The organism is Pseudomonas sputi (assembly GCF_021603585.1).
Classification (GTDB): Bacteria; Pseudomonadota; Gammaproteobacteria; order Pseudomonadales; family Pseudomonadaceae; genus Aquipseudomonas; species Aquipseudomonas sputi.
Genome location: NZ_BQHI01000001.1, coordinates 480,233 through 504,819, shown reverse-complemented (window position 1 = coordinate 504,819; position 24,587 = coordinate 480,233). Strand labels below are relative to the sequence as shown.

Sequence of the window (24,587 nt, the reverse complement as noted above, 5' to 3'; positions counted from 1 at the left end):
GCAATCGCGGGGCTTTTTCGTTGTGGCGTTCAGGGTTTCAGCGGGCGTTCCTGGTCACGGTCGGACAACTCGCGGCTGTCATCATGCTTCCAGGTCTGCTCCTTGTGTTTCTCCCGCTCGATTTCTTCTTCACTCGGCTCGTCATCGTCATCGTCATCGTCATCAGGACGTTTCTGCTCGGTTGCCATGTTCACCTCGCTAACGGAATTAGTGCTTTTAGCGTAGAACTTAAAGCCACCAGCGCAATAGAAAGAAGATCGCCATGCTCAACAGCATGCTGAGCAACGTATTGCGCGTGCAGATCACCAGCCCGATCGCCACTAATGAACTCAGCAGATAAGGGTTATCCCACTGCAGGTTCAGTTGTTTGTCCGGCATGAACACAATCGGCCCGCAAATGGCGGTCAACATGCCCGGCACGGCAAAGCCGAGAAATTGTCGCGCGTTGCTGCTCAAACGCACCGGCAAGCGCGGTTCAAGAAACACGTAACGGTTGAGGAACACCAGAATCCCCATGCCGATAATCACTGCCCAGACCATCATGTGCGCTCCCGATACAGCTTGTTGCAGATAAACCCGGCCGTCATGCCGGCCAGACCCGACAGCACCAGCGCCGAACCCCATTGCCAGTAACTGAACAGCACCGAGCAGAACAGCGACACCGCCACGCAGACCACCGTCGGCACATTGCGTACCACTGGCGTGATCAGGGCGATGAAGGTCGCGGCAATCGAGAAGTCCAGCCCAAGGTGCTCAAGCCCCGGAATACTGCTGCCGAGCACGATGCCAGCCAGGGTGAAGAGGTTCCAGGCGATGTAGAACGTCAGGCCGACGCCCAGGGCGTACCAGCGGTTGAACTGCTGACGGTCGTGCTGACTGGTCAGGGCGAACAGCTCGTCAGTGAGCAAAAAGCCCAGGCCGATGCGCCAACGACCTGGCAATGGCGAGATCACCCGGCGCATGCTCATGCCGTAAAGCAAATGCTGTGAGGTCAGCAGCAAGGTGGTCAGCAATATCGAGAAAATCCCGGCGCCGCCCTTGAGCATACCGATCGCCACCAACTGCGCAGCACCGGCGAACACGATGCTCGACAGGCCCTGCCCTTGCAGCGGCGTGAGGTTGGCTTCGATGGCCATGGAGCCGGCCAGCAGCCCCCACGGGGCAGTGGCCAGGGATAACGGCATGATCGCCGCGGCGCCGCGAAGAAAGGCACGGCGCGGCATTAATGAGTCAGACATAACACGCTCAACTGTGAGACAAGACCCCGGACTCTGCCAGCAAACATCCGTTGATGGCTTGAACAATCTTGCGCAGTTGGCGCAGCCCCTTCCCTCAGTCGTTTACCGGCGTAACATGGCAACCATTCACACACGCGTCAGGGAGACGACATGCTGTATCGAATTGCCGCCGACGGGCTGGTGCTGTTTCATTTGCTGTTCATTGTGTTCGTGCTGTTCGGCGGCCTGCTGGTGCTCAAGTGGCCGCGGCTGATCTGGCTGCATTTGCCGGCGGCGGCCTGGGGCGTGGCGGTCGAGGTGTTGCACCTGACCTGTCCGCTGACCGACTGGGAAAACCTGATGCGCCACGCCGCCGGGCAAACCGAATACGCGGGCGGCTTCATCGAACATTACGTCTGGCCGATCATCTACCCGGCCGGGCTGACGCCACAGATTCAGCTTGTGCTGGGGGGAGTGGTGCTGATGATAAACCTGCTGGTCTACGGGCGCCTGATTCGCCGCTGGAAACTGCGGCGCGCCGCACGCATTCCGTTTTAGCGCGCTTTCAAGGCTTCCAGCCAGGCCGGATCGAGGCGCGTCTGCTCGGTGTCCAGACCGAGCGCCTCCATCCGCACCTTGTGCGCTTCGACTTCCCGGTGCAATTGCGCGTGATCGCTGGAGTTACCATCCAGCTCATGCATCTGGATCAGGCCCAGGTGATAGAAACGCAGCACCTTCATCGCCACCGGGTCGCCCTTCTCCACCGCCGCCGTCACCTGATGCATCACGTTGGTCACGCTCATCAGGCTGCGCTTGAGCCGCCAGCCGTACACCGCCGGGGCCATCCAGGTCTGGTTCCAGAAACGCCCGCGCAGCAACGCCGCCGTCAGCAGAAATGCGCCAAACACCCCGCCAACATTGAACCGCAGATTATCCCCGCCCGGCTCGCCGAACAGCGCCACCGCCACAGTCGAAAACACCATCGCCAGCACCAGAAACAGCACTGCAATGATCAGCGTGCTGCGCCGGGTCTGCTGGCGATAAGTGATGGCATCGATCGGTTGAATCTCGAACATCGCGACAGGCTTCCATGGCTTGAGTTAAAAAGAGGCTGCGCATTATCGCCTCTGAGGCGGATTTAGCTATGCTGGAGCGCCTTTTCATCTTTTCAACGTCCAACGGGGACATGGCGATACCACGCAGATCGTGCCATCTTCATTCATGGATACACACTATTCGGATGCCATTGGCCAGGCCGGCAATGACATCGTTTTAAGGATCACTGCATGACCCAACGACACGTAATCAATGCCTCGGTCAGCCCGAAAGGCAGTCTCGAAACCCTTTCCCAACGTGAAGTTCAGCAACTGAGCCAGGCCGGAACCGGCAGCACCTACACCCTCTTTCGCCAGTGCGCCCTGGCCATCCTCAACACCGGCGCTCACGTCGACAATGCAAAAACCATTCTGGAAGCCTACAAAGACTTCGAAATCCGCATCCATCAGCAGGATCGCGGTGTGCGCCTGGAACTGCTGAACGCCCCGGCCGACGCCTTCGTCGACGGCGAAATGATCGCCAGCACCCGGGAAATGCTGTTCAGCGCCCTGCGCGACATTGTCTACACCGAAAACGAACTCGATGCCCTGAGCATCGATCTCAGCACCTCCCAGGGCATCAGCGACTACGTGTTCCACCTGCTGCGCAACGCGCGCACCCTGCGTCCGGGCGTCGAGCCGAAGATCGTCGTGTGCTGGGGCGGCCACTCGATCAACACCGAAGAATACAAATACACCAAGAAAGTCGGCCACGAACTGGGCCTGCGCAGCCTCGACATCTGCACCGGCTGCGGTCCCGGCGTGATGAAGGGCCCGATGAAAGGCGCGACCATCGCCCACGCCAAGCAGCGCATTCACGGCGGCCGTTACCTCGGTCTGACCGAGCCGGGCATCATTGCCGCCGAAGCGCCGAACCCGATCGTCAACGAGCTGGTGATCCTGCCGGACATCGAAAAACGCCTGGAAGCCTTCGTCCGCGTCGGCCACGGCATCATCATCTTCCCGGGCGGCGCCGGCACCGCCGAAGAGTTCCTTTACCTGCTGGGCATCCTGATGCACCCGGACAACGCCGGCCTGCCGTTCCCGGTGATCCTGACCGGACCGAAACATGCCGCGCCGTACCTGGAACAACTGGACGCCTTCGTCACCGCCACCCTCGGCGAAGCGGCGAAGAAGCACTACGAAATCATCATCGACAACCCGGCCGAAGTGGCGCGGCAGATGACCGCAGGCCTCAAGGCCGTGAAGCAGTTCCGCCGCGAGCGCAACGATGCGTTCCACTTCAACTGGCTGCTGAAAATCGACGAAGGTTTTCAGCGCCCGTTCGATCCGACCCACGACAACATGGCCAACCTCAAGCTGCACCGCGATCAGCCGCCCCATGAACTGGCGGCCAATCTGCGCCGCGCGTTCTCCGGAATCGTCGCCGGCAACGTCAAGGACAAGGGTATTCGCCTGATCGAGGAACACGGGCCGTATCAGATCCGTGGCGACGCCGCGATCATGCAGCCGCTCGACCTGCTGCTCAAAGCCTTCGTCGCCCAGCACCGGATGAAACTGCCGGGCGGCGCGGCATATGTGCCGTGCTATCGCGTGGTGTCCTGACCCGAAAAGACCAGTGCCCGAAGCGCAACGCTTCGGGCACTCTTTATAAAAAGAGCGAACCATGGATCACATCAACCACATCCTGATCGTCGACGACGACCGCGAGATCCGCGAGCTGGTCGGCAACTACCTGACAAAAAACGGCCTGCGCAGCACGGTGGTCGCCGATGGCCGGCAGATGCGCAGTTTTCTGGAAGCCAACACCGTCGACCTGATCGTGCTCGACATCATGCTCCCCGGCGATGACGGGCTGGTGCTGTGTCGCGAATTGCGCGCCGGCAAGCACAAGGCGATCCCGATCCTGATGCTCACCGCCCGCGACGATCAGACCGACCGCATCCTCGGCCTGGAAATGGGCGCCGACGACTACCTGACCAAACCCTTCGCCGCCCGCGAACTGCTGGCGCGGATCAACGCCGTGCTGCGCCGTACACGAATGCTGCCGCCCAATCTGCTGATCACCGAAACCGGGCGCCTGCTCGCGTTCGGCCGCTGGCGCCTGGACACCACCGCCCGCCACCTGCTCGATGAAGACGACACCATGGTCGCCCTCAGCGGCGCCGAGTATCGCCTGCTCAGGGTATTTCTCGATCATCCGCAGCGGGTCCTGAGCCGCGACCAGTTGCTCAACCTGACCCAGGGTCGCGACGCCGATCTGTTCGACCGCTCCATCGACTTGCTGGTCAGCCGATTGCGTCAGCGTCTGCTGGACGACTCCCGTGAGCCGACCTACATCAAGACCGTGCGCAACGAAGGTTATGTGTTCTCCTTCGCCGTGGAGATGCTCGCCGAATCCTGATGGATTTGTATCGCTCTGTATAAATTCGCCGCGCAGATACGTAACCCGTGTTTTCGGGCGGCATCACCACATATCAGCGATACACCCTCGCGTTTGAATGAACCCACCAGACAGCACTGGTTCACTCATCATCAAACGCAAGGAGAAGCACCATGTTCAAGTCCTCGAAATCCCTGGTACTCGCACTCAGCCTGCTCGGTGGCCTGGCCATGGCCGACCTGGCATCCGCCAGCTCCCAACCGCTGGTTGCCGAATACGGTTCGGAAAACCTGCAGAAGGATCGCGTTGCTGAAGGTGGCGCTGATCGCTTGCAGGAACTGCGTGAACGCGTGGCTGAAGGCGGTGCCGATCGCTTGCAGGTGCTGCGTGAACGCGTAGCCGAAGGCGGTGCTGACCGTTTGCAAGAGTTGCGCGAACGCGTCGCTGAAGGTGGCGCCGACCGCTTGCAGGAACTGCGCGAGCGCTCGGCCCGCAGCGTACTGGTCGCCGAGAACCGTCCCGAGTTCGGTTCCAAGTATCAGCGCTACTGATCGGCTGTACCCGTCGTACTCGATTCCTGCCGGGGGTGTCCCCCCCCCCGCAGCGATCACGACTTCCCGGTAACGAGGCACTGTCAGATACCATGCAATATTGCCGTGCCATTGCACCTCGAGCGTCCGGGCACTGCGCAAGACTTGTTCGCGTAAAACATCGTCGCACTCAAGTCGATCCAGCTCGCGCGGCAAGCGCCGTTGCAGCTTGAAAAACTCACCGGCCCACACATCGATTCGACGGCGAACCTCGCTGGCAGCTTCACGCGGGGAACATTGTCGATGATGAATGAGATGAGTCAGCAGGTTGTACACGTCCTCCATGGGGTTTTTCATGATGGAGAAAGACAACAAGTCATTAACAGCCTTCAGCAGGTTCAAGCTCAGCCTGCGTAGCGCCTGCCAGATGTCGCTGTAATAAACACGAGATGGCAGGTGTACACGATCGGCGAAGTAATTGAATTCCACACACACCTGAAACCCGCCGGCATTGCGCCAGACACTTTCAAAATCCTGTTCGGCCGGCTGCGAACCTTCAAGCCGATGCATCGTTGCGCGCAAACAGGGATAGAGATAACTTTCATATTGCTCAAGCGTTCGTTGTCGCCACTGCGCGGGCATCTGCGCCCCCGCCTGCTGAATGATGTCCGCCAGACCGCCCGCCAGACCGGTGCAAAACGGTTGTCCATCGCGGCTTGCCATCTCATGCACGTCACGGATGCTCTGCTCCAGTAACTCAGGTGCCTGACTCAAATCCTCATCGGCCAGATCGTCTTGACAACTGAACCACCCGGTGAGGTGAGCAAACAACAGAAGGTCCTCACAGCCTGCATCGGGCCACATATAACCAGCGTAGAGCCCTGGCTGGTATATATCAAGTTGATGACGCGCATGCGGCCCATCCTCCAGCCCCAGTCGAATCAGCCATTGGCGAGTATGCAGTTCCGCTGCCTGAGCATGGGGGCTCAGCGCAAATGAAAGCCGTTGCAGCCGAGGTGGAAGAGCGAAGTCTTTTCGATGCTGTTTGATTAACGCGTCACGGTCACGAAGCTGCTTGTGCCACCCGCGTACGGTCGAGATGTCGTGCTGCCTGAAAATTAACTGCAGCCAGACGGTGAACTGTGCTGCATCTCGCCTGATTTCGCCAAAAACCGCATGCAGACTTGACCATCTCCAATCCATCGCTTCATCGGAATTCACCTTGGGATCCACTCGACTGAGCCCGACAAAGATGTGGTCATACTCGTTCTCGATCAAACCATTCGAAACCGGTGTCCGATAAACGAAGGCCTCGACCTCGATCAGCGCTGGGCAGTCCAGTCCCATTTCTTCGAACAATCGTCGTCTGGCTGCCGCAAGGATCGGTTCGCCGGCTCGAGGATGACCACAACACGTATTAGTCCATAATCCTTGAGAGTGATATTTGCCCAGCGCCCGTTTTTGCAGGAGCAGTCGGCCTTTCAAATCGAAAATGAAGATGGAGAAGGCGCGATGCAAAAGTCCGTCGCGGTGAACCTGCATTTTTTCGGCAGTTCCGGTTTCCCGATCGTATTCATCTACAAGAATCAGCTCTTCCATTCTCGTCACCGTCGCCCTTCAAGACTGGACGATACGTCGGACCAGGCTTCACTTTGCATGTGGGGTGAAAACTTCATTCTAAAACTAGACAAATTTGAGCAAGTGACAAGTTCGGCACTCAACCTCTCTTCAGACAACATCTGGATATATCTGAAAATTCTACAGTCGATAACCAATCGGTTTTTACTTGAGCATGAATCGCCACAAAAAAATACGCTACGTTTCAACTGTCACTCCCGTATAACCCGCCCTTGCCAGAAGTACGCTGTTGGCAACCCGCCCAAAGAGTCTTCTGCAATGTTGCAATCAACCAGCTCAACCTACGCGCAAGCCAGAGAACTCTGGACGTTGGCCTTTAACTATCAAGAACAGCACGCCGGCATGAAAGTCAGGACAGCACTGACGCTCGCGCTTGCGGACATTTACCAATTAGCGCCGATGCATGCGCAAACGCTTTGCCAGATTGTCGAGCTCTTCAACACGGCGTCTCTGGTACACGATGACATCATTGACGAAGACCCTACACGTCGTGGTGCCCCGTCCGTCTGGGTGAAATTCGGTATCGCCAGCGCACTGGTATCCGGTATGTATGGCTACATTGAAGGCCTGCAAAAGTTGAACGCTTTGGGGGATCCGAATCTTATTCACGCAGCCCTGGGAAGTCTCGAGGCGTTGCACATCGGTCAGCACCTCGACACGCAGTTGAGTGCAGGCGACAGCCTACCGACGCTGGATCAATATCGTTTTATTGCACAAGCCAATACCGGATGCTTTTTCATGTTTATCCTGGACTCATGCCAAAGCCTCAATCCGATGCCGGTAGCAGTTTATTTGGCATTGCAGGACTTGATGCTGGAACTTGCCGTCTATTACCGCTACATCAATGACTACTGCGACATAAATCACACGCCCACTTCAAGAAAAAAGGCTTTGCCCCTGATTTGGAAGGAGGTCCGAAAACGTTTCTCATGATCCTGGCCAACAGTCCATTAATCAAAAGTAAAAGAACGGACTTGCAGAAGCGCAGAATCATTTCTGACTGGGGTGATGCCGGAGTTTTCACCCGAGCGATGAACATCATGGAAGACAGTTTCAAGACCATTGAGCTTCATTTTGAGCAAGCCCGGTGCCTAGCAGGGGAACGAAACTTCGGTTCTCTACACACGTTCCTGCGGAACGTGCACTTTGAGCAAGAACCACAGGATAACTACTATCAGTCATTAATCAGGTAGCCTGGGCCCCTCGCTACTACCGATAAGCCTTGTTCTCTGACACAAAAGCCCCGCTGTTTCCCCACGACAGTCATCACTGCTCGTACTAAGCTGCGCGATTGATTTGTTCAGGGACGATCCATGAAACGATTTGCCGCCTGTCTGCTGTCAATGCTGGCCCTGACGGCCACTGCGGCGGATCTGCACCTGCTCACCGACAACCACCCGCCCCTGCATTTCATGCAAGGCAATCAGCTCGCGGGATTCGGTGTGGACGTGGTGCAGGCCCTGGCGACCCAGACCGGCGACCGCATCCACCTGCAGCAAGTCCCACTGCTGCGCGCCCTGCGCATGGCCAGCGACACCCCCGACACCGGCGTATTCACCGTGCTGCGTACCGACGACCGCGATAACCGCTATCAATGGGTCGGGCCGCTGATCGAAGTCGAAACCGCGCTGTACGCTCGCGACAATCTTCAGCCTCCCGTACACAGCCTGCGTGAAGCCGATCACCTGGGACGGATCACTGTGCCGCGCAAATGGCTGGTCTACAGCTACCTGCAAGGGCAAGACCTGAACAACCTTTACGGCGTGGAAACCCCGGAGCAGATGATGCGACTGCTCAGCCTGGGGCGTACCGATTTCGTGGTCACCGATACCTGGTCCAAGGCCGTCCTGGCCCGCGAACAAGGCATGGAGCCCGGACGCCTGCAGTACCAGATCCCGTTGATGAAACAGAACACCTACATTGCCTTTTCGCCGCAGACCGATCCGAAACAGGTCGCACGCTGGCAGCAGGCACTGGATACATTGCGGGCCGACGGCCGTCTGGAGCAACTGCGCCAGCGCTGGCTGGCCGATACCCTGCCGCGTTGATCGGGCATCAACGCCTTCGATAACAACTATGCGCAAGGGTGTTTTCACATCAAAACCCTCCAGCACTACAGTGGGCCCCATCTTCTCCCCACTCTCTGGAGCAACATCATGAAAGACATCATCGCCCTCGGCTTCATCGTTTCCCTGATCGGCGCCACCTCCGCCATCGCGGCCCCACACGCCAGCACCCCGGTTGTCGCGGCGGCGACCGTCGGCCAGTCCGGCACGCTGAACGTCGACACCGTCAGCAACGACGCCGAACACCAAGGCAGCCTCAAACTGCAGCAGAATGCCGAACAGACCAAACTGTACGTCGCGGAAAACCGCCCGGAATTCGGTTCCAAATATCAGCGCTACTGAGTGACCGGTTTGAGCTGCCAGAAACAAGAAACCCCGCCGAAGCGGGGTTTCTTGCATTTGGGCGTCAGCGCACCAATCGCGCTGCCAGTGCCTTGGCCTGCAACGCCACGTCGGTGACAGCCGTGCTCTCCCACCACATGCCGCGCAACGGCGGGCCCATGGCGAACAGGCGGGGCGAGACCCGGCCCTCCGCATCCAGCACTGCGCCGTCCGCAGCCGCCGCAATGCCCAGCGCCAATGGCCCCGGTCGAATCAGACCACGCGCCAACAACTGCTGCGGCAACGGACGCGCGACCCGGCGCCAGTCGTATTCGATGCCGCTGGAGTTGATCAACGCCGCGCCCTGCACCACGCGGGCTTGCGCCTCACCTCGAGGGCGAATGCGAATACTCACGCCGCCGCCCGCCGCCGGTTCAAGCCCCTTGTAAGAGGCCGCATGAATGCGCAATCGTCCTTCCCGGTGCAGGCGCTCGACCAATTCCGCACTCAGCGGCGGAGAACGATGGTGATGACTTTCCCACCACGGCCGCACATGTCGGACGAATTGCCGGCGCTGCACATCGCTGGCCTGACTCCACAACCGACCGATGTGCGCACGCACGGTGTCCAGCGGCGCCTGCCAGTCGATGCCTTGTGCGATGGCGTCGCGGCAATGCCGGCGCAATTCGCGCAGTAACTGGCGTGGCGTGCGGACGCTGTGATCCTCGGCGAGGAAGTCCACCCACGCGGGCGGTTGACGACGCACATGGGGCAGCAGTCCGTGCCGGGAAAACACCTCGATCGGCCCGCGATGCCCGGCCTGCTCCAGCGACACCACGGCATCGACCATGGTCAGGCCGGAGCCGATGATCAGCACCGTGGATTGTGGATCGAGCTGGCGCATGGCCGCGACATCCCACGGATCGAGCGCCGCCGCGTTGAGACCGCTGGATTCTTTTTGCGGGGTGCGCGCTGCCGGGAACATCCCGGTCGCCAGCACTGCGAAAGCGCCTTGAAGTTGCTGGCCGTCACTCAGGGTGAGCTGTACGGAATCGTCGCAGGCCTGCAAATCGACCACTTCGGCCCGTACATGCTCGACCGTCGAGCCGTGTTGCGCGCCCACCTGCTGCGCTTCAGTCAGACGCTGCTGCACGTACACGCCGAACAACCCCCGTGGCGGAAACAGTTCGCTGACCGGCACATGTTGCTCATCCGACTCCGGCCAGCCACCGCCAGCGATGTGATCGGTGAGCCATTGGGTCAGATCATCGGCATTGTCGGGATCAACGCTCATCCGCGCCGCGTTGCCGTTGAGCGTATGGCCCAACTCCACCGCGCTGTACGCTTCGCCCCGGCCCAACTCGGCCCGAGGCTCGATCACCAGGATCTTTCTGCGCTCCGGCAAACGCAGCAATTGCACCGCCAGCATCGTGCCGCTGAGGCCGCCGCCGACAATCAGGATGTCGGTGTGGCGGATAGCGGTCGTATCGGTTTGAGTCATGCCGTTCTCGCAACTGAGGATGTGCTCGGGCCAGTGTCATTCAGACGCCGCGAAGGCGTCTAGACGGACGCCATTTTTTTATCATGCCGATGCGACTCGCCGCGTGTTTGATGTTCGGTCTGGTTTGCTGGCCGCAGTTCCGGACCTTGATCAGATTTTTGAGGATCGACAGACGCCGGCCGAATAGTGGTTCCGCTGCGACAGTCAGATCACCACATTACGCACGAACCGCGCCGCCACTTCCCCATCATTGCGATAGCCGTGCGGCTGGTTGCTGGCGAACATGAAAAACTCGCCTGCTGAAATGTACTGGGGCTGATCGCCGAGCATCAGCGTCAGGCAGCCTTCAAACACGAAAATCTGCTCGCTCCAGCCCTCGGCATCCGGTTGTGAAGGATAGACCTCGCCCGGTTGCAGGCACCATTCCCACTGTTCCACCGCGCGGGTGGCGTTGGCCTTGGACAGCAAAACGGCTTTGCTGCCGGGGATGCTGCCGGCCCAGGCAAGTTCGTTGATACGGCCGGGATCGCGATTATCCGGGGCCTGGATCAGATCGCTGAAGGCCACTTCGAGGGCTTCGGCAACACGGTCGAGGGTGGTCAGGCTGACATTCTTTTCGCCGGCCTCAATGGCCACCAGCATCCGCCGACTGACGCCGGACTTTTCCGCGAGGGCCGTCTGGCTCATATCGGCGGCGTGGCGCAGGCGCCGGACATTCTGGCTGACGTGTTGCAGGACTGAAGCCCGCTGTACAGAATCTTTGTGCACTATATTGCTCACTGGCTGGAGTTGGGCAGTATACTGCGCAACATTTGGCGCATTGTGCGTCTCCTCCTTAAAAGTGCGCAAGGTCATGACGTCAGCCAATCCTTCTCAATCTCCCCTGCGGTTTTCCCGGTTCAGCAAAGCCGAGTGCGTGCTGGTGCTGATCACCATGCTTTGGGGCGGCACCTTCCTGCTGGTGCAGCACGCCATGACCGTCAGCGGCCCGATGTTTTTCGTCGGCCTGCGCTTTGCCGCCGCCGCGAGCATCGTTGCGCTGTTCTCCTGGAAACATCTGCGTGAACTGACCCTGTTCGAACTCAAGGCCGGCGCCTTCATCGGCGTGGCGATCATGCTCGGTTATGGCTTGCAGACCGTCGGTTTGCAGAGTATTCCCAGCAGTCAGTCCGCGTTCATCACCGCGCTATACGTACCGTTCGTGCCGCTGCTGCAATGGCTGGTGCTCGGTCGGCGCCCGGGTTTGATGCCGAGCATCGGCATCATGCTGGCGTTTACCGGGCTGATGCTGCTCTCCGGGCCGTCCGGCGCTTCGCTGAATTTCAGCCCCGGTGAAATTGCCACGCTGATCAGCGCCATCGCGATAGCGGCCGAAATCATCCTGATCAGCAACTATGCGGGGCAGGTCGACGTGCGCCGCGTAACCGTGGTGCAGCTGGCGACGACGTCGGTGCTGTCGTTTTTAATGGTGGTGCCCACCGGCGAAGCGCTTCCGGAATTCTCTTGGCTGCTGCTGAGTACGGCTCTGGGCCTGGGCGCGATGAGTGCAGCAATTCAGGTCGCGATGAACTGGGCGCAGAAAAGTGTTTCGCCCACCCGCGCGACCTTGATCTACGCCGGTGAACCAGTGTGGGCCGGGATCGTCGGGCGCATCGCGGGAGAGCGTCTGCCGGCGATTGCCTTGGTGGGTGCGGGACTGATCGTGGCGGCGGTGATCGTCAGCGAACTGAAGACCAAAGGCAAAGGCACACAAACGGTCACGCAAGAATTGGAGCACGAGACCGAAAGCTGAACGGGGTTTTTACGGCTATTTTGTAGGATTCAGAGACATCCTCGCGTTTGGTGATCCGGGAGCTGGCACGTATGATGCTTCACAAACTTCCGCAGATTAGAAGCCTATGTCCCTGATAGTTCTACTGCTTCTGCCTTTTCTGGGCAGCTGTCTGGCAGCCGTGCTGCCGCACAACGCACGTAACGCCGAATCTTTGCTGGCAGGCCTGGTCGCACTGATCGGGACTGTCTCGGTCGCGATGCTGTATCCGCAGATCGCCCACGGCGGCGTGATCCGCGAGGAGTTCACGTGGCTGCCCAGCCTGGGCCTGAACTTCGTTCTGCGCATGGACGGCTTCGCCTGGCTGTTCTCGATGCTGGTGCTGGGCATCGGCACTCTCGTTTCCTTGTATGCCCGTTATTACATGTCGCCGGACGATCCGGTGCCGCGTTTCTTCGCATTCTTTCTGGCGTTCATGGGCGCCATGCTCGGGCTGGTGATCTCCGGCAACCTGATCCAGATCGTGTTCTTCTGGGAGCTGACCAGCCTCTTCTCGTTCCTGTTGATCGGCTACTGGCACCACCGCCACGATGCGCGCCGTGGTGCTTACATGGCGTTGATGGTTACTGGCGCGGGGGGATTGTGCCTGCTGGCGGGGGTCATGATCCTCGGCCATGTGGTCGGCAGCTATGACCTGGACAAGGTCCTGGCCGCCGGCGATCTGATTCGCGCACATGCCCTCTACCCCATCCTGCTTCCCCTCATTCTTATCGGCGCCCTCAGCAAAAGCGCCCAGTTCCCCTTCCACTTCTGGCTGCCCCACGCCATGGCGGCACCCACACCGGTTTCGGCGTACCTGCACTCGGCAACCATGGTCAAGGCCGGCGTTTTTCTGCTGGCCCGCCTGTGGCCGTCGCTGTCCGGCAGCGAAGAATGGTTCTACATCGTCAGCGGCGCCGGCGCTGCCACGCTGTTGCTCGGCGCGTACTGCGCGATGTTCCAGAACGATCTCAAGGGGCTGCTGGCCTACTCGACCATCAGCCACCTCGGCCTGATCACACTGCTGCTGGGCCTGAACAGTCCGCTGGCCGCCGTGGCGGCGGTGTTCCACATTCTCAACCACGCGACCTTCAAGGCGTCGCTGTTCATGGCCGCCGGAATCATCGACCACGAAAGTGGCACCCGCGACATCCGCAAGCTCAACGGTCTGTTCAAACTGATTCCGTTCACCGCCACTCTGGCGATGGTGGCCAGTGCGTCCATGGCCGGCGTACCGCTGCTCAACGGTTTCCTGTCGAAAGAAATGTTCTTTGCCGAAACCGTGTTCATCAACGCCACTGCCTGGGTTGAAACCAGCCTGCCGATCGTCGCGACCATTGCCGGGATGTTCAGTGTGGCCTACTCGCTGAGATTCACCGTTGACGTGTTCTTCGGCCCGACTGCCACCGACCTGCCGCATACCCCGCACGAACCGCCGCGCTGGATGCGTGCGCCGGTGGAACTGCTGGTGTTCACCTGCCTGCTGGTGGGGATTTTCCCGGCCCAGGTCGTCGGCCCGTTGCTCGCCGCTGCCGCGTTGCCGGTGGTCGGGGGCGTGCTGCCGCAATACAGCCTGGCGATCTGGCACGGCCTCAATGCACCGATGATCATGAGTCTGATCGCCGTGTCCGGCGGCATCGTGCTGTATCTGCTGCTGCGCAACCAGCTCAAGCGCGGCCGCTTCAAGTATCCGCCGCTGGCGGGCCGCCTCAACGGCAAGCGCATGTTCGAACGCTGTCTGGTGGTGATGATGCGTCTGGCCCGGCGCCTGGAGCGGCGAATCGGCACCAGGCGCCTGCAAGCGCAATTGTTCTTGGTGGTGCTGGCGGCGGTGCTGGCCGGGCTGATCCCGATGCTGCACAGCAGCCTTAGCTGGGGTGACCGGCCGAAGATCCCTGGCTCGATCGTGTTCGTGACCCTGTGGTTGCTGGCAATCGCCTGCGCCCTCGGCGCTGCGTGGCAGGCCAAGTATCACCGACTCGCCGCCCTGACCATGGTCAGCGTCTGCGGCCTGATGACCTGCGTAACCTTCGTCTGGTTCTCGGCACCGGATCTGGCCCTGACACAACTGGTGGTCGAAGTGGTGACCACGGTGTTGATCCTGCTCGGCCTGCGCTGGCTGCCACGGCGGATCGAAGAGGTTTCGCCGCTGCCAAGCAGCTTGCGCAAGGCGCGGGTTCGGCGTCTGCGCGACTTGCTGCTGTCGATTGCCGTCGGTGGCGGCATGGCGCTGCTGTCCTACGCGATGCTGACCCGGCAGACGCCGAATGACATTTCCTCGTTCTACCTGAGTCGCGCCCTGCCTGAAGGCGGCGGCAGCAATGTGGTCAACGTGATGCTGGTGGACTTCCGTGGTTTCGACACCCTTGGCGAAATCACGGTGCTCGTCGCCGTGGCGCTGACCGTGTTCGCCCTGCTGCGGCGTTTCCGCCCACCCAAAGAAAGCCTGCAATTGCCGGCCCAGCAACGCCTGCTCGCCCCCGACGTGGTCACCGATCTGGTCAACCCGCGTTCGGCCAGCGACACCGCGCTCGGTTTCATGATGGTGCCGGCGGTGCTGGTGCGCCTGCTGCTGCCGATTGCGCTGGTGGTGTCGTTTTACCTGTTCATGCGCGGGCACAACCAGCCGGGCGGCGGTTTCGTCGCCGGCCTGGTGATGTCGGTGGCGTTCATCCTGCAATACATGGTCGCCGGCACTCAGTGGGTCGAGGCGCAAATGAGCCTGCGACCGCTGCGCTGGATGGGCACCGGTCTGCTGTTCGCCACCGTCACCGGCCTCGGCGCGATGGCGGTGGGTTATCCATTCCTGACCACCCACACCTGGCATTTCAGCTTGCCGCTGTTGGGTGACATCCATATCGCCAGCGCGCTGTTCTTCGATATCGGCGTCTACGCCGTGGTGGTCGGCTCGACCTTGCTGATCCTCACCGCCCTCGCCCACCAATCGGTCCGGGGCCACAAAACCGCTGCTGCCAAAGGAGCCGTCTGATGGAAGAAGTCATCGCAATCGCCATCGGCGTGCTCGCCGCATCCGGGGTCTGGCTGATCCTGCGGCCACGGACGTTTCAAGTGGTAATGGGCCTGTGCCTGCTGTCCTACGGCGTCAATCTGTTCATCTTCAGCATGGGCAGCCTGTTCATTGGCAAGGAGCCGATCATCAAGGACGGCGTGCCGCAGGACCTGCTCAACTACACCGACCCGCTGCCCCAGGCGCTGGTGCTGACGGCCATCGTCATCAGCTTCGCCATGACCGCACTGTTCCTGGTGGTGCTGCTGGCCTCACGGGGCCTGACCGGCACCGACCACGTTGATGGAAGGGAGCCCAAGGAATGACGGCGATGACTCACCTGATCGCCGCACCGATCCTGCTGCCGCTGCTGACCGCCGCCATCATGCTGATGCTCGGCGAGAAGCACCGTCCGCTGAAGGCGAAAATCAACCTGTTCTCCAGCCTGCTTGGCCTGGGCATCTCAGTGATGCTGCTGCAATGGACCCAGACCACCGGCGTGCCCGGCTCGATCGGCGTGTACCTGCCGGGCAACTGGCAGGTCCCGTTCGGCATCGTACTGGTGGTCGATCGACTCTCGGCGTTGATGCTGGTCCTGACCGGGACTATCGGCGTCAGCGCCCTGCTGTTCGCCATGGCCCGCTGGGACGGCGCCGGCTCGAGTTTCCACGCCTTGTTCCAGATTCAGTTGATGGGTTTGTACGGCGCCTTCCTGACGGCAGACCTGTTCAACCTGTTCGTGTTCTTCGAGGTATTGCTGGCCGCGTCCTATGGCCTGCTGCTGCATGGTTCGGGCCGGGCGCGGGTGTCGTCGGGGCTGCATTACATTTCGATCAACCTGCTGGCGTCATCGCTGTTCCTGATCGGCGCGGCGTTGATCTACGGTGTGACCGGCACGCTGAACATGGCGGATCTGGCCCTGAAGATCCCGCTGGTGCCGGAAGCCGACCGTGGCTTGCTGCACGCCGGCGCGGGGATTCTGGCCGTGGCGTTCCTGGCCAAGGCCGGCATGTGGCCGCTGAACTTCTGGCTGGTGCCGGCCTACTCGTCGGCCAGCGCGCCGGTGGCGGCGATGTTCGCGATCATGACCAAGGTCGGCGTTTACACCCTGCTGCGTCTGTGGACGCTGCTGTTCTCGGGCCAGGCTGGCGCTTCGGCCTATTTCGGCGGTGACTGGCTGATCTACGGCGGCATGGCCACCATGGCCGGCGCGGGCGTGGCGATCATTGCCGCGCAACGCCTGGAACGCATGGCCAGCCTGAGCATTCTGGTGTCGGCGGGGATCCTGCTGTCGGCCGTGGGTTTCGCCCAGCCGAACCTGATCGGTGCAGCGCTGTTCTATCTGGTCAGCTCGACCCTGGCGCTGAGCGCATTGTTCCTGCTGGCCGAGTTGATCGAGCGCTCACGCACCGCCATCGAAGTGCCACTGGAAGACGAAAACGAACTGCTGCCGAGGCCACAAGAATGGCAACGGCCGACCAAGGGCATCAACCTCGATGACGATCAGAAGGCCGTGGTCGGTCAAGTGATCCCGTGGACCATGGCGTTCCTCGGGCTGAGCTTTATTGCCTGCGCGCTGCTGATTATCGGCATGCCGCCGCTGTCAGGATTCATCGGCAAGCTGAGCCTGATCGGCGCCCTGCTCAATCCTTTGGGTCTCGGTGCCGGCGAACCGATCTCGAATGCCGCCTGGGCGTTGCTGGCTCTGCTGATTCTTACGGGACTCGGCTCGCTGATGGCGTTCTCGCGCCTGGGAATCCAGCGTTTCTGGTCGCCAGAGGAGCGCCCGTCGCCCCTGCTGCGCAAACTGGAATGCACACCGATTTTCCTGCTGCTCGGCCTGAGCATCGCGCTGACCTTCAAGGCTGAACCGCTGCTGCGTTACACCCAGGCAGCGGCTGATGCCCTGAACAATCCGCAGCAATACGTGATGGCGGTGCTCGGCACTCGCGCCGTGCCGAGCCCGGAAGCCAAGGCTGCGCTGCTGGAGGTGCAACCATGAAACGTCTGTTTCCGGCGCCGTGGTTGTCGCTTGCGCTGTGGTTGCTGTGGCTGGTGCTGAATCTGTCGGTCAGCCCGGGCAACCTGCTGCTGGGTGCCGCACTCGGTTTCTGCGCCCCGCTGATGATGCGCAAACTGCGCCCGCAGCGGATTCACATCCGTCGCCCGGGCACTGTCCTGCGATTGTTTCTGCTGGTCGGACGCGACGTGGTGGTTTCCAACCTGGCGGTGGCCTGGGGCGTACTCAACGCCGGTCGCCGCCCGCCTCGTTCGCGATTCATCAAGGTACCGCTGGACCTGCGCGATGCCAACGGTCTGGCGGCGTTGTCGATGATCTGTACGGTCGTGCCCGGCACGGTGTGGTCGGAGCTGGCGCTGGATCGCAGCGTTCTGTTGCTGCACGTCTGGGATCTGGATGACGAGGCGCAATTCATCCAGCACTTCAAGGTCACTTACGAGCGGCCGCTGATGGAGATTTTCGAATGAGCCCGCTGTTGTCGAACGCGATTCTGCTGACGCTGTTCCTGTTTTCCCTGGCCATGGTCCTCACGCTGGTACGCCTGTTCAAAGGCCCGTCGGCGCAGGACCGGGTACTGGCGCTGGATTACCTGTACATCGTCGCCATGCTGATGATGCTGACCCTGGGGATTCGTTATGCCAGTGACACCTACTTCGAAGCGGCGCTGCTGATCGCGCTGTTCGGCTTCGTCGGCTCGTTTGCCCTGGCGAAATTCCTCCTGCGTGGCGAGGTGATCGAATGAACGCTGAACTGTCTCTCTGGGTGGAAATCCCGGTGGCGATCCTGCTGGTGCTCAGCGGTGTTTTCGCCCTGATCGGCGCGACCGGCCTGCTGCGGATGAAGGATTACTTCCAGCGCATGCACCCGCCGGCGCTGGCCTCGACTCTCGGTGCCTGGTGCGTGGCGCTGGCCTCGATCCTCTGTTTTTCCGCGCTCAAGTCCGGGCCGGTGCTGCACGCGTGGCTGATCCCGATTCTGCTGTCGATCACCGTGCCGGTGACCACCCTGCTGCTGGCGCGGGCGGCATTGTTCCGTAAACGCATGGCCGGGGATGACGTGCCGGCCGAGGTCAGCAGCCGGCGCACTGAAACCGGCAGCTAGATCCAGGCGACCGCCAACAACCCGGCTCCCAATATCAGACACAACGGCGAGTAAACCCAAGTGTCGAGCCGGGCAAACCTTGACCCTTTCACTTCCTTGAAAAAACCCACCAATTCCGAATCGCCAATCGCCCTGGCAAACATCAGCAGCGCAATCGCGCTGATCACCCATTGCAGTGCCCAGTGATGCACAGCAGGCAGCCACCACCCCACCCGCATGCACACCAGTGCGGCAATCAGTAGCAGGGCTGCCGCCACCACCAGCGTGATCCAGCCTGAAGGTTTGAACGCCGGCCTGAGCGTCAGCCCGCCGTTGTCCACCGGAACCTGCGGCACCACCGCCACCGCCGCCCACTGCCCACCCATTGCCCAATACACATGCATCAGGCTGATCAGCGCAAATATCGTCACCAGCCATTGAGCCAACACAAAGGTCATGGTCGAGAATCCTTGAAAGGGATTTGAACAAAACATCCTAGTCGGCATTTTTCCATGTGCACGACCGGTCGGCGGTGCGGTAAAGTGCCGCCCCATGAATTTCACCCGTACTGATCGCTCACTGCTGGCCTGGATGCTCTATTGCTGCGTCCTGTTCAATGTGTTCGCCTGCAGCATCGGTCACGGACAAATGGTCGGCATGCAGCTCAACGGTATCGGTGGCCAGTTCTGCGCCGTCGACCCGAGCACCCGGGCGCCGCTCGCCTCGAATCCCGCTGAAGAAAAACTGCCGACCCTGGCCAAGGCGTTCGGCTGTCCGCTCTGCTCCACCGGCGGCATGGGCCCGGCGTTCAACTCCAGCCTGACCCTGGCGATTCTGCCGGAACAACACAGTCCACCGCTGCCAGCCGTCGTCAGTGCTGACCTTCCTGCCCGCTTCATCTGGCCTTCGGCCAATCCTCGCGCCCCGCCGCTCGCCTGAGTGCCCTTGCCTTTTTGATCTGTCAGCCCACTGCGCCAACGCGCGGCGTTTGGCTATGCGCTGACGCCTAGACAAGCATTCAGGATTCAATCGATGAAACAACTTACCTTGCTGGCGAGCCTGTGCGGCTGCCTGTCCGTCAACGTCTGGGCGCAATCCACCGTGGATCTGGCGCCTATTACCATTGACGGCGAGCCCGGCGCCGAACCCGGCCTGAGCCTCGATCAGTCCAGCGGCTTGGCTTCGCGCCTCGGCCTCAGCGTGCGCGACACCCCGGCCTCGGTGGCGATCGCCAACCGCAATGACATCGCACGTCACGGCTCGCAAAACTTTCAGGACGCGGCCAACACCTTGCCGGGCGTCAACGCCAGTGCGCCGCCGGGCTTTGGCGGGTTCGTCTCCTATCGCGGTTTCACCAGCAGCCAGATCACCCAGATGTTCAACGGGGTCAACGTTTCCGGGGGACTGGCACGGCCAGTGGATTCATGGATTTATGACCGCGTGGAACTGGTTGGCGGCCCGTCGTCGTTGATCAACGGCGCCGGCTCGGTCGGTGGCTCGCTGAACTACGTGACCAAACTGGCCACCCGCGACGAGCAAGCCATCGAAGGTCGAGTCAGCTACGGTACCTACGACACCACCGAAACCGCGTTCGGCCTCAACCACGCGCTGACCAAGCCCGGCGCCGACGTGCAGCATTACGCGCGACTCGACGTCAGCCACAACACTGGCAACGGCTACATCGACCGCCAGGAGCGCGATGCCTGGAGCATGGCGTTCTCGCTGCTCAGCGACCTGACGCCGAACCTGTCGCACACCCTGGCCCTGGAATATCAGGACGAACACGAGGACAGCCCGTACTGGGGCACGCCGGTGCTTAACCCCAAGGCCGGCGAAGTGAGGATCGACAAGCACAATCGCTTCAACAACTACAACGTCGAGGACGGCCGCTACGAGCAGCGGACGATCTGGGCGCGCTCGATCATCGACTACCGGATCAACGACAGCACCACCCTGCGCAACACCCTCTATCACCTCGACAGCCAGCGTGACTACCGCAACCTGGAAACCTATCAATACAACGCCGACAACAGCGCCGTGAACCGCTCCACCGCGTATCAAGTGCGGCACCAGGGTGAGCAGAACGGCAACCAGTTCGAACTGCGTCACGACAACACCCTGTTCGGCCTCGACACCACCTGGTCCGGCGGCTTCGAGTACAAGGTCAACCAGACCACCAACTCGCCGCTGAACGTCAAAGGCGCGAGCAGGGTGAACCCGAACAGCTACCGACCGGGGCATTTCTATGATATTCCCGGGACGATGCCGGGTTTCGTCAGCGACAAGACCAACGAAGTCACGACCAAAGCGCTGTTCGCCGAAAACCGCCTGGCGCTGACCGACAAGCTTTCGCTGCTCACCGGTCTGCGCTATGACGACATCGATCTACACGTGACCAACCATCGCACGGTGACGGCGAGCAACCCGCGTCACTTGAGGCGCAGTTGGGAGCCGGTCACCGGACGTATCGGCCTGACGTATCAGTTCATTCCGTCAGCCAATGTGTATGTGCAATACAGCACCGCCGCCGAGCAACCCAATGGCACCCAGGACTTCGATGTCTCGACCGGCAAACAATGGGAAATCGGCAGCAAGTTCGACTACCTGAACGGACGCGGCTCGGCGACCGTGGCCGCCTACACCATCGAGCGCAAGGACTTCGCTGTGACGGATCCACAGGACCCGACCAGCAGCATTGCGGTCGGTCAGCAGACTTCCAACGGCATCGAAATTGCCAGCTCGCTGCGGATCTCGGACAAGTTGCTGGCCGAAGGCAACTTCGCCTGGGTCGATGCGCAATACGATGAGTTCAACGAGAAGAACGCCGCCGGCGTAGTGGTTTCGCGCAAGGGAAACACACCGACCAACGTGCCGGACCGGGTCGGCAATCTGTGGCTGACCTATGATTTCTCGCCGCAATGGCAAGGTGGGGTCGATGCCCGGTACGTGGCATCGGTATTCGCCGACACGGCCAACACCATGACCGTGCCGTCGTACACCCTGTTTGGCAGCTTCCTGAGCTACAAGGTGGATTCGCACACCACCGTGACCGGGCGGGTGCGCAACCTGACGAATGAGGTGTATGCCGAGTTCGCCCATGTGTCGCCGGCGTATTACCTCGGCACACCGCGTACTTTCGAGCTGGCTGTGCAAACGCGATTCTGATTCAACTTGGCGAGGGCCAAGTGCCCTCGCCAAACCGCTACAGACCTGCCTGAACCTTCTGCGCCACATCCTTCGGCAGCCATGCCTGCCACACATCCGGATGCGCCTTCATGAACGCCACCGCCGCATCCCGGGGCGCCGTGTGTTTCTCGCTCATCTCGGCCAATGCCTTGTTCAGGTCATCAATCGGAAAATCGACCTTGCTGAAGAACTCGGCAATCTGCGGGTACTGTTTCTGGAACGGTGTAGACACGCCGATCGACAGCTTCGAGGCCAGCGAACGGGTCGGTTTCGGATTGGGATTATCGGCGTCGGTCAGGGTCTTCCAGGCTTCAGCGTCGAACGGCGGCTCTTGCAGTTGAATCAGCTTGAACTTGCCGAGCAACGGCGTCGGCGACCAGTAATAGAACAACACCGGCTTGCCCCGACGGATCGATGAGCTGATCTCGGCATCGAGTGCCGCACCGGAGCCGCTGCGGAAATTGGTGAAGTCATTCTGCAAGCCATAAGCCGTGAGCTTCTGCTTATTCACCACCTCTGACGTCCAGCCGATAGGACTGTTGAGGAACCGACCCTTGCTCGGGTTTTCCGGGTCCTTGAACACATCCTTGTATTTCTTCAGATCGCTGACACTGCGCAGATCCGGCGCCAAGGGCTTGATGCCCTTGGCCGGGTCGCCCTTGATCACGTATTCCGGCACCCACCAGCCTTCGGTGGCGCCTTTGACCGTGTCGCCCAGGCTGGCGACCTTGCCCTCGGCCTCGGCCTTGACCCATACCGGACTACGCCCGGCCCACTCTTCGCCAATGACCTGAATGTCATTGTTGGCCAATGCGGTCTCCAGGGTAATGGTGGTGCCCGGCAAGGTATCGGTCGGCAGGCCGTAGCCCTTCTCGACAATAATGCGCAGGACATCGGTGATCAGGCTGCCACTTTCCCAGTTCAGGTCGGCAAAGTGGATTGGCGCCTGTGCCGCGCTCACCGCAGGCACCGCCGTCATCAAACCGAATGTGGTCAACCCAGCGGCCAGCAACCGTCGAAATCCGTTCATGCTTTTGCACCTCGTGCTGTTCACAGCAATAGCAGGATGGCCTGGCAGAAGACCGCAAGCCTCTGAATACTCAGTCAACTGACTGTAGACGAGGTTCCTGCTTTTTCAGGGGCATGACACGCACGAGGCTACTTTTCAGACATTTCCTGCAAGCTCTGCAGCTCGCGCCTGACCATGCTGGCGTACTCGGCAGGCTGCAAGGCGTAGATCCGCGAGGCGACCCAACCCAGCCAGGCACCTTTCAATTCGGCCTTTGCAGCGAACAACCGATGCGCTTCGTCGCGGGCACTGTCGAGGTTCTGCAAATGGAAATCGGCGCGGCTCACTCGCTGGCCTTGAACGTCACCAGTTCGCCCTTGCGCCACTTGGCGGCTTTGGCGGTAACGGCCTTCAAAGTCTTGGTCAGGCCTTCCTGCAGTTGTTCATGGGCGGCAAACACGGTAACCGCGCTGTGGCCCTCCTTGAACACAATGGCATGGCCGTCGGCCGTGGTGACGAACGCATAGTCGCCCAGACCGTACACAGTCATTTTGATTTCACGAAAGCGGATGTCCATCTTGCCGCCTTCACGGCTCGGCAGCACCGACGCACTGAAATGATCGCCGACCTTGAGCTTGAGGCCAGGTTTGTCATCGACCACCAATGCGCTTTCGGTGTCGATCTCGGCAACATAAATGCCTTCGGCGTTTTGCTCGGTGATGTAAACAAAACGCGATTGAAACTGCTTGACCAGCTTTGCCCGCAAATCACCCAGCACGAACAAAGCATGCATATCGAGGTTACTGACTGCCAAAGAAACATCCCCACACTTGAAAAAGAGTGCCGTACGCGAAAAGCGCGCACGGCAGAAAATATCGGCCCGGCCGAAGGTATTGCTCAATGACTCGAATATACGCCTGAGCGAGCGAAGTGCTCATTCACCGCGAGTTGCACAAGACTACTGGAATGCCACTCGCGAAACTTGCAAAGACGTTCTCCAAATGTTGAAGGAAAACGCATCAAGGTCGGCCAGAGAAAACTGACTACGAACTTTAGGGAAAAAACTCGCCAAGAAAATCACTTTTCCGACATATCGCACGCAAAAAATTGCTTTAGATAGCGCCATGCCGTCAACCGGTTTGGGCGATTCTAGAGCAGCGATGCTGTTCGCGACTACCCGCAACACCCTGTAAATGCAGGTCAATCCATGAAAAGGACTTCATATGTGCACTATGACGCATTTTGCCGTGACTCACGAACCCGCCTTTGACTTGAACGCTCCTGCCTTCGAGACTGCTCCTACAAGGGAGCCTTGCGGACGGGAACCGTTGTTTCAAGTGATTCCGGCGGGCAACGCCTTTTTCCATATCAGGGAAAAATCGACGGGGCTTGTCAGAGGTTTCCGCGAGAATCACAACGCCGCCTGTGCCCTTGCCCGTTCACTTGAATCGCGAATCGAACTCCTGGCGAGCGCGCACCTCAGATGAAGAGAGTGATCGCCCCCGCCATCCTTCAAGGAGTAAACCATGGAATTGCCTGCTTACAATCTGACAACCCTGTTTGACCAATTAGGGCTGCCTTCGGAGGAAACGGCGATCGATGACTTCATCGAAGCCCATCCGCTGGACGCCGATACCAAGCTGATCGACGCCGACTTCTGGAACCCGCAACAGGCGCAGATGCTCAAGGAGTGGCTGCGGGCCGATGGCGAGGAAGCCATCATGGTCGATGAGCTGAATGTGCGCCTGCACCGAGGCAAGTAAT

The 24,587-nt window shown here is 60.4% G+C and carries 28 protein-coding genes; 17 read left to right on the top strand and 11 right to left on the bottom strand.

Going from position 1 to position 24,587, the window contains the following annotated elements:
* Positions 1-29 precede the first annotated feature (29 nt).
* Genes L6D81_RS02445 through L6D81_RS02435 form a run of 3 tightly spaced genes read right to left on the bottom strand, consistent with a single transcriptional unit; the run spans position 30 to position 1,238 of the window.
* Positions 30-188 (bottom strand): hypothetical protein, encoded by a 159-nt coding sequence (locus L6D81_RS02445; protein WP_236177770.1) that lies wholly within the window; start codon positions 186-188, stop codon positions 30-32.
* Between the two features lie 40 nt (positions 189-228).
* Positions 229-543 carry an AzlD domain-containing protein gene (locus tag L6D81_RS02440; protein ID WP_236177769.1) on the bottom strand — a complete coding sequence of 105 codons (315 nt, stop codon included), beginning with the start codon at positions 541-543 and terminating at the stop codon, positions 229-231.
* Positions 540-1,238 (bottom strand): AzlC family ABC transporter permease, encoded by a 699-nt coding sequence (locus tag L6D81_RS02435; RefSeq protein ID WP_236177768.1) that lies wholly within the window; start codon positions 1,236-1,238, stop codon positions 540-542. The genes L6D81_RS02440 and L6D81_RS02435 overlap by 4 nt, the downstream gene beginning before the upstream one ends.
* Positions 1,239-1,388: 150 nt before the next feature.
* Between L6D81_RS02435 and L6D81_RS02430 the strand changes: the two genes are divergently transcribed.
* The gene (locus L6D81_RS02430) at positions 1,389-1,775 is read left to right on the top strand and encodes a DUF2784 domain-containing protein (protein WP_236177767.1); all 387 of its coding nucleotides are present in this window, start codon (positions 1,389-1,391) and stop codon (positions 1,773-1,775) included.
* Here the strand turns inward: L6D81_RS02430 and L6D81_RS02425 are convergent.
* Positions 1,772-2,293, bottom strand: coding sequence for a DUF3087 domain-containing protein (locus L6D81_RS02425; RefSeq protein WP_236177766.1), 522 nt, complete (start codon positions 2,291-2,293; stop codon positions 1,772-1,774). The two genes, L6D81_RS02430 and L6D81_RS02425, sit on opposite strands and share 4 nt — an antisense overlap.
* A gap of 210 nt (positions 2,294-2,503) precedes the next feature.
* On the opposite strand from L6D81_RS02425, the gene ppnN reads away from it, so the two are divergent.
* Positions 2,504-3,877 carry a nucleotide 5'-monophosphate nucleosidase PpnN gene (gene ppnN / locus L6D81_RS02420; RefSeq protein WP_236177765.1) on the top strand — a complete coding sequence of 458 codons (1,374 nt, stop codon included), beginning with the start codon at positions 2,504-2,506 and terminating at the stop codon, positions 3,875-3,877.
* Between the two features lie 61 nt (positions 3,878-3,938).
* Positions 3,939-4,676 (top strand): response regulator, encoded by a 738-nt coding sequence (locus tag L6D81_RS02415; protein ID WP_039766999.1) that lies wholly within the window; start codon positions 3,939-3,941, stop codon positions 4,674-4,676.
* Positions 4,677-4,807: 131 nt separating this feature from the next.
* Here the strand turns inward: L6D81_RS02415 and idi are convergent, their stop codons facing one another.
* The gene (idi, locus tag L6D81_RS02410) at positions 4,808-6,784 is read right to left on the bottom strand and encodes an isopentenyl-diphosphate Delta-isomerase (RefSeq protein ID WP_236177764.1); all 1,977 of its coding nucleotides are present in this window, start codon (positions 6,782-6,784) and stop codon (positions 4,808-4,810) included.
* Here idi and L6D81_RS02405 point away from each other — a divergent pair.
* The 3 genes from L6D81_RS02405 (at position 6,698) to L6D81_RS02395 (ending at position 9,231) form a co-directional block, all read left to right on the top strand.
* Positions 6,698-7,756 carry a polyprenyl synthetase family protein gene (locus tag L6D81_RS02405; RefSeq protein WP_236177763.1) on the top strand — a complete coding sequence of 353 codons (1,059 nt, stop codon included), beginning with the start codon at positions 6,698-6,700 and terminating at the stop codon, positions 7,754-7,756. The genes idi and L6D81_RS02405 overlap by 87 nt on opposite strands.
* A 380-nt stretch (positions 7,757-8,136) precedes the next feature.
* Entirely contained in the window at positions 8,137-8,871 is a 735-nt protein-coding gene (locus tag L6D81_RS02400; RefSeq protein WP_236177762.1) for a substrate-binding periplasmic protein, read from the top strand.
* A gap of 108 nt (positions 8,872-8,979) precedes the next feature.
* The gene (locus L6D81_RS02395) at positions 8,980-9,231 is read left to right on the top strand and encodes a hypothetical protein (RefSeq protein ID WP_236177761.1); all 252 of its coding nucleotides are present in this window, start codon (positions 8,980-8,982) and stop codon (positions 9,229-9,231) included.
* A 64-nt stretch (positions 9,232-9,295) separates the two neighbouring features.
* On the opposite strand, the gene L6D81_RS02390 is transcribed toward L6D81_RS02395, so the two are convergent.
* Both L6D81_RS02390 and L6D81_RS02385 read right to left on the bottom strand, forming a co-directional pair.
* The gene (locus L6D81_RS02390; protein ID WP_236177760.1) at positions 9,296-10,711 is read right to left on the bottom strand and encodes an FAD/NAD(P)-binding protein; all 1,416 of its coding nucleotides are present in this window, start codon (positions 10,709-10,711) and stop codon (positions 9,296-9,298) included.
* A gap of 204 nt (positions 10,712-10,915) precedes the next feature.
* A complete protein-coding gene (locus tag L6D81_RS02385; protein WP_236177759.1) occupies positions 10,916-11,479 on the bottom strand; it encodes a helix-turn-helix domain-containing protein in 564 nt (187 codons plus the stop codon).
* 85 nt (positions 11,480-11,564) lie between these two features.
* On the opposite strand from L6D81_RS02385, the gene L6D81_RS02380 reads away from it, so the two are divergent.
* The 7 genes from L6D81_RS02380 to L6D81_RS02350 all read left to right on the top strand — a co-directional run bounded on the left by L6D81_RS02380 (position 11,565) and on the right by L6D81_RS02350 (position 18,649).
* Complete coding sequence (locus L6D81_RS02380; RefSeq protein ID WP_236177758.1) at positions 11,565-12,503, top strand: DMT family transporter; 939 nt, start codon at positions 11,565-11,567, stop codon at positions 12,501-12,503.
* 106 nt (positions 12,504-12,609) lie between these two features.
* A complete protein-coding gene (locus L6D81_RS02375) occupies positions 12,610-15,510 on the top strand; it encodes a monovalent cation/H+ antiporter subunit A (RefSeq protein ID WP_236177757.1) in 2,901 nt (966 codons plus the stop codon).
* Positions 15,510-15,854 (top strand): Na+/H+ antiporter subunit C, encoded by a 345-nt coding sequence (locus L6D81_RS02370; RefSeq protein WP_003192163.1) that lies wholly within the window; start codon positions 15,510-15,512, stop codon positions 15,852-15,854. The genes L6D81_RS02375 and L6D81_RS02370 overlap by 1 nt, the downstream gene beginning before the upstream one ends.
* Positions 15,851-17,530, top strand: a complete 1,680-nt coding sequence (locus L6D81_RS02365; RefSeq protein ID WP_236177756.1) for a monovalent cation/H+ antiporter subunit D — start codon at positions 15,851-15,853, stop codon at positions 17,528-17,530. Before L6D81_RS02370 ends, L6D81_RS02365 begins: the two co-directional genes overlap by 4 nt.
* The gene (locus tag L6D81_RS02360; protein WP_236177755.1) at positions 17,527-18,015 is read left to right on the top strand and encodes a Na+/H+ antiporter subunit E; all 489 of its coding nucleotides are present in this window, start codon (positions 17,527-17,529) and stop codon (positions 18,013-18,015) included. Before L6D81_RS02365 ends, L6D81_RS02360 begins: the two co-directional genes overlap by 4 nt.
* Positions 18,012-18,290: a K+/H+ antiporter subunit F gene (locus L6D81_RS02355; protein ID WP_011334688.1), complete on the top strand. Its 279-nt coding sequence runs from the start codon at positions 18,012-18,014 to the stop codon at positions 18,288-18,290. The genes L6D81_RS02360 and L6D81_RS02355 overlap by 4 nt, the downstream gene beginning before the upstream one ends.
* Positions 18,287-18,649: a Na+/H+ antiporter subunit G gene (locus L6D81_RS02350; protein WP_236177754.1), complete on the top strand. Its 363-nt coding sequence runs from the start codon at positions 18,287-18,289 to the stop codon at positions 18,647-18,649. Before L6D81_RS02355 ends, L6D81_RS02350 begins: the two co-directional genes overlap by 4 nt.
* On the opposite strand, the gene L6D81_RS02345 is transcribed toward L6D81_RS02350, so the two are convergent.
* Positions 18,646-19,086, bottom strand: a complete 441-nt coding sequence (locus L6D81_RS02345; protein ID WP_236177753.1) for a DUF3995 domain-containing protein — start codon at positions 19,084-19,086, stop codon at positions 18,646-18,648. The two genes, L6D81_RS02350 and L6D81_RS02345, sit on opposite strands and share 4 nt — an antisense overlap.
* 94 nt (positions 19,087-19,180) lie before the next feature.
* Between L6D81_RS02345 and L6D81_RS02340 the strand changes: the two genes are divergently transcribed.
* Complete coding sequence (locus tag L6D81_RS02340) at positions 19,181-19,567, top strand: DUF2946 domain-containing protein (RefSeq protein WP_236177752.1); 387 nt, start codon at positions 19,181-19,183, stop codon at positions 19,565-19,567.
* A gap of 93 nt (positions 19,568-19,660) precedes the next feature.
* Positions 19,661-21,793 carry a TonB-dependent receptor gene (locus L6D81_RS02335; RefSeq protein ID WP_236177751.1) on the top strand — a complete coding sequence of 711 codons (2,133 nt, stop codon included), beginning with the start codon at positions 19,661-19,663 and terminating at the stop codon, positions 21,791-21,793.
* Positions 21,794-21,830: 37 nt separating this feature from the next.
* On the opposite strand, the gene L6D81_RS02330 is transcribed toward L6D81_RS02335, so the two are convergent.
* From L6D81_RS02330 to L6D81_RS02320, 3 genes are all read right to left on the bottom strand, one after another.
* Entirely contained in the window at positions 21,831-22,844 is a 1,014-nt protein-coding gene (locus L6D81_RS02330; RefSeq protein ID WP_236177750.1) for an ABC transporter substrate-binding protein, read from the bottom strand.
* Positions 22,845-22,972: 128 nt separating this feature from the next.
* Positions 22,973-23,170: a hypothetical protein gene (locus tag L6D81_RS02325; RefSeq protein WP_236177749.1), complete on the bottom strand. Its 198-nt coding sequence runs from the start codon at positions 23,168-23,170 to the stop codon at positions 22,973-22,975.
* Positions 23,167-23,637, bottom strand: coding sequence for a hypothetical protein (locus tag L6D81_RS02320; RefSeq protein ID WP_236177748.1), 471 nt, complete (start codon positions 23,635-23,637; stop codon positions 23,167-23,169). Before L6D81_RS02320 ends, L6D81_RS02325 begins: the two co-directional genes overlap by 4 nt.
* Positions 23,638-24,046: 409 nt before the next feature.
* On the opposite strand from L6D81_RS02320, the gene L6D81_RS02315 reads away from it, so the two are divergent.
* Positions 24,047-24,310: a hypothetical protein gene (locus L6D81_RS02315; RefSeq protein WP_236177747.1), complete on the top strand. Its 264-nt coding sequence runs from the start codon at positions 24,047-24,049 to the stop codon at positions 24,308-24,310.
* A gap of 39 nt (positions 24,311-24,349) precedes the next feature.
* On the top strand, positions 24,350-24,586 hold the full coding sequence (locus L6D81_RS02310; RefSeq protein ID WP_236177746.1) for a DUF2789 family protein: 237 nt from the start codon (positions 24,350-24,352) through the stop codon (positions 24,584-24,586).
* The last annotated feature ends 1 nt before the right edge of the window (position 24,587 follow it).